Below are 3,438 nucleotides of genomic sequence, written 5' to 3' on the forward strand. Positions count from 1 at the left end.
GATGACGGCCGCGTCGTCCTGGTGCAGATCTCGGAGCACGGGCGAGCCCGCCACGCGGCCGTCGACGAGCGACGAGCCCGCGCGATGGCGATGATCCTCGGCGAGTTCAACGCGCAGGAGCGGACCGAACTCGCCGACCTGCTCGACCGCTTCGTCCAGGCGCTCGACGACTCGGTCGAACGCCTGGCGCGGTGAGCACCGCGGCCGCTCACGGCTCCGCATGCCGACTCCGGCTGGTCGGCGCCCCCGACAATCGGTAGGTTCGTGGCGATGGCTGATCAGGCGGTGTTTGCAGACGAGGCAATGCAGTACGCGCCACAGCTGTTCGCCGCGGCGATGCGGATGACCCGCAATCGCGCCGATGCCGAGGATCTGGTCCAGGAGACATATCTCAAGGGCTTCCGAAGTTTCCACACGTTCACGGACGGCACGAACCTGCGCGCCTGGCTGTTCCGCATCCTCACGAACACCTACATCAACAAGTATCGGAAGAAGCAACGCAGCTTCGACGAGAGCGACCTCGGCGACATCGAGGACCTCTACCTCTACAAGCGCCTCGGCACCTTCGCCGATGCCTCGCTGGGTCGCTCGGCCGAGGACTCGCTGATGGAGATGCTGCCCGACGACGAGGTCAAGCAGGCGCTCGAAGCCCTCCCGGAGAACTTCCGGCTGCCGGTGATCCTCGCGGATGTCGAAGGATTCGCGTACAAGGAGATCGCCGAGATCCTCGACATTCCGATCGGAACCGTCATGTCACGGTTGCACCGGGGAAGAAAGGCGATGCAGAAGGCGTTGCACGACTATGCAGTCGCACGCGGGCTGCAACGCGACGAACCGACGACGAACCAGGATCGATGATGGATGCATGTGACGAACCCGATTGCGAGGCGACGCTGAGAGAACTCGACGTCTTCCTCGACGAAGAGTTGTCCGACGACGCGCGTCGTTCGATCACGGCGCATCTCGACGACTGCCCCGACTGTTTCGGCGCATTCGACTTCCATGCCGAACTGAAGCAGGTCATCCGCGAGAAGTGCCGGAACGAGGAGATGCCGGCCGACCTGCTCGCCCGGATCGAACGCTGCTTCTCCACCGACTTCGACGGCGACGGCGCGATCGGCTGACGCGCCGATCGCGATCGGACCGGTGTCGTCGCGGGCGCGACCGATAGTCTCATCGCATGCTCGGAGCACCTGTCTGGCACATCTGGATCGGCGTCGCCCTCGTCGCTGTCGCCTTGCTGGCGACGATCGGCCTGATCGGCTACTACATGTCGAGCGTGCAGGCGAAGAAGTACCCGGGCGGCAAACAGCGTCGCCACCAGGACCTCTGAGCTCCGAACCTGCTCGACTCACCCGCGAGCTCCTCGCTCGCTGCGTTTTCCCGTCGACGTCCCCGGTCACCTGCGCCCTGTCGGGCGGGCCGGATTCGACCGCGCTCGTTGCGCTGGCCGTCGCCGACGGCCTCGAGGTCACCGCCGCGCACGTCAACCACGGGCATCGCCCCGATGCCGACCGCGACGCCGCAGTGGCCGAACGGATCGCTCACCGTCTGGGTGTCGGGTTCAGGTGTGAGCACGCCGAGCTCGCCGACGGACCGAACTTCGAGGCCCGCGCCCGCGACGCCCGCCGGGCGCTGCTCGGACCCGATGTGCTCACCGGACACACGGCCGACGACCAGGCCGAAACCGTTCTCCTGGCGATGCTCCGCGGAAGTGGCGCGACCGGGCTGTCGGCGATGCGTCCCGACGATCGTCGCCCGCTGCTGGCGCTGCGCCACGCCGAGACGATCGCCCTGTGCGCATCGCTCGGGCTCAACCCGATCGAGGACGCATCGAACCGCGATCCACGCTTTCGGCGCAACCGGGTCCGCCACGAGCTGCTGACGCTCGCGAACTCGATCGCGGAGCGTGACACGGTTCCGCTGCTCGTTCGCACCGCCGATCTGCTGCGCACCGACGACGCCCTGCTCGAGCGGTTGGCCGGCGAGATCGACCCCACCGACGCACGTGCCCTCGCCGCTGCCCCGCTCGCGCTGTCGCGCCGGGCCGTTCGACGATGGTTGACGATCGATGGCTATCCGCCCGACGCCGCCGCCGTCGAGCGCGTGTTGGACGTTGCGGCCGGTTCGGTGAGCGCATGCGAGGTCGCCGGGGTCGGTCGGGTGCGTCGCTCGAACCAGCGACTCTCGATCGAGTGACCGTTCACGATCGGGCGACGGGCACGTTTCACTTTTTCTCTACGGCCCGCACGGGGTAGCGTGATCAGCCGTCATGAGTACCCCACACGCCGTTCTCCCCTCATCCGCGGACTCGATCCGCTGATGGCACCTCGACTTCGCGGCAAGTGGGCGCTCGGCATCACGCCGCGCAATTTCACCTGGGTCCTCAAGGACAAGATGGCGATCTGCGAGCGCCCTGGCGGCGTCGGAGAGAACCATCGACGGGTTCGCCGCCAGGAGGAGATCATCTGGCTCCGCGAGAACGGTTTCGGATGCGTGATCTCGATCATCGCGGCACCGCACAACCTGCACAACTACGACGAACTCCAGATGCCGTACCGCCATCGTCCGTTCAACGCGGAACACCCGGATCCGTACCTGAAGTCGCTCTACACCGAGATCCGCGAGTTGCTGCGCCACGACACCAAGCTGATGGTGCACGCCGACGAGCTCGGTGACCGACTGATCGGTGTGATGGGCGGCTACATCCGCTGGTCGGGTCTCGTCGACGATCCGACACAGGCGATCCAGGTGACCGAGCGCATCGCCGGCCGCCAGCTCGACCCGTTCGCCCGCGAGATCATCATGCGCGCCCACACCCTGCGCTGAACCCTCCACCCAGTAGATTCGACATCATGGCCGGCCAACGCGTTTTCATGAGCGGGGTGGGCGGCGAACTCGGCACCCAGATCGCCAGTCTGCTCGAAGCCGAACCCTGGGTCGGCGCCCTCTCGGGGATCGACGCCGATCCCCCGCGGAGCCGCTTCACGCGGACCGAGTTCCATCGCCTCCACCCGCACGAGCACGACCGCATCGTCGAAACGGTGATCGACTTCGACCCGCACGTGCTCGTCCACGTCGGCGTGTGGGAACCGGATGCTCGCGCCAACCCGACCCTGGCCGCCGAACTGACCGATCGGGCAGCGCTGTCGATCCTCGGCGCGGCCGCCGAATGCCCCTCGCTCGAACACGTCATCGTCCGCAGCGGCATCGAGGTCTACGGCGCCGGGTCCGGAACCCTCACCCGGCCCGACGAGAACGCACCGATCCGACCGACCTCCGAATGGGGCCACACGGTCGCCGACATCGAACGGACCGCCGCCAACGTCGCCGACCGGGTCGGCGTGACCGTCGGTGCCGTGCGACTCGCATCGGTCATCGGTCCCCACGTCCCGTCACCGCTCGGCCGGCTGCTGCGCCTGCCCGCGGTCCCCTACA

The 3,438-nt window shown here is 67.3% G+C and carries 6 protein-coding genes and 1 pseudogene; all 7 read left to right on the forward strand.

All coding sequences use genetic code 11. The annotated features are described in order from the left end of the window. A pseudogene (locus WBV89_RS03750) lies at nucleotides 1-195 on the forward strand (hypothetical protein); the annotation flags it as partial. A gap of 75 nt (nucleotides 196-270) precedes the next feature. Beyond that, a complete protein-coding gene (locus tag WBV89_RS03755; protein ID WP_423980004.1) occupies nucleotides 271-858 on the forward strand; it encodes a sigma-70 family RNA polymerase sigma factor in 588 nt (195 codons plus the stop codon). Next, nucleotides 855-1,124: a zf-HC2 domain-containing protein gene (locus WBV89_RS03760; RefSeq protein ID WP_423980005.1), complete on the forward strand. Its 270-nt coding sequence runs from the start codon at nucleotides 855-857 to the stop codon at nucleotides 1,122-1,124. The genes WBV89_RS03755 and WBV89_RS03760 overlap by 4 nt, the downstream gene beginning before the upstream one ends. Before the next feature lie 56 nt (nucleotides 1,125-1,180). Next, the gene (locus WBV89_RS03765) at nucleotides 1,181-1,333 is read left to right on the forward strand and encodes a hypothetical protein (protein ID WP_423980009.1); all 153 of its coding nucleotides are present in this window, start codon (nucleotides 1,181-1,183) and stop codon (nucleotides 1,331-1,333) included. Next, on the forward strand, nucleotides 1,330-2,199 hold the full coding sequence (tilS, locus tag WBV89_RS03770; RefSeq protein WP_423980008.1) for a tRNA lysidine(34) synthetase TilS: 870 nt from the start codon (nucleotides 1,330-1,332) through the stop codon (nucleotides 2,197-2,199). The genes WBV89_RS03765 and tilS overlap by 4 nt, the downstream gene beginning before the upstream one ends. Before the next feature lie 123 nt (nucleotides 2,200-2,322). Next, complete coding sequence (locus WBV89_RS03775; RefSeq protein WP_423980006.1) at nucleotides 2,323-2,829, forward strand: hypothetical protein; 507 nt, start codon at nucleotides 2,323-2,325, stop codon at nucleotides 2,827-2,829. A gap of 26 nt (nucleotides 2,830-2,855) precedes the next feature. Next, on the forward strand, nucleotides 2,856-3,438 hold a 583-nt coding region (locus tag WBV89_RS03780), incomplete at its 3' end, for an NAD-dependent epimerase/dehydratase family protein (RefSeq protein ID WP_423980007.1).

The sequence above is a fragment of the Ilumatobacter sp. genome, assembly GCF_049588435.1.
Classification (GTDB): Bacteria; Actinomycetota; Acidimicrobiia; order Acidimicrobiales; family Ilumatobacteraceae; genus Ilumatobacter_A.

Excerpts from the sequence above, each read along its gene's own strand:
- WBV89_RS03755 (WP_423980004.1), top strand. The coding sequence starts at position 271 with ATGGCTGATCAGGCGGTGTTTGCAGACGAGGCAATGCAGTACGCGCCA.
- WBV89_RS03760 (WP_423980005.1), top strand. The coding sequence starts at position 855 with ATGATGGATGCATGTGACGAACCCGATTGCGAGGCGACGCTGAGAGAA.
- WBV89_RS03765 (WP_423980009.1), top strand. The coding sequence starts at position 1,181 with ATGCTCGGAGCACCTGTCTGGCACATCTGGATCGGCGTCGCCCTCGTC.
- WBV89_RS03775 (WP_423980006.1), top strand. The coding sequence starts at position 2,323 with ATGGCACCTCGACTTCGCGGCAAGTGGGCGCTCGGCATCACGCCGCGC.